General features: G+C 51.7%; 1 protein-coding gene. It reads left to right on the top strand.

The window, feature by feature from the left end; all coding sequences use genetic code 11:
- Window positions 1-300: tetratricopeptide repeat protein (locus P5683_RS26145; RefSeq protein WP_315669529.1), on the top strand; the 300-nt coding region annotated here is incomplete at both ends.

Raw genomic sequence — 300 nt, 5'->3', positions numbered from 1 at the left:
ATACAACCAAGCTTTACCCCTAAGAAGGGCTGTGGAGGATAGAGGAGGGGAAGCTCCTACTCTCAACAATATTGGCCCTGTGTACGACTCCCTGGGAGAAAAACAACCAGCCCTAGACTACTACAACCACGCTTTACCCCTATCAAGGGCTGTGGCGGATAGAGGGGGGGAAGCTGCTACTCTCAACAATATTGGCGCTGTGTACGACGCCCTGGGAGAAAAACAAACAGCCCTAGACTACTACACCCAAGCTTTACCCCTATTAAGAGCTGTGGGGGATAGAGGGGGGAAAGCTACTAC

Source organism: Limnospira sp. PMC 1279.21, assembly GCF_032349615.1.
GTDB classification, from domain to species: domain Bacteria; phylum Cyanobacteriota; class Cyanobacteriia; order Cyanobacteriales; family Microcoleaceae; genus Limnospira; species Limnospira fusiformis.
This window is presented reverse-complemented; position numbering and strand designations above follow the sequence as displayed.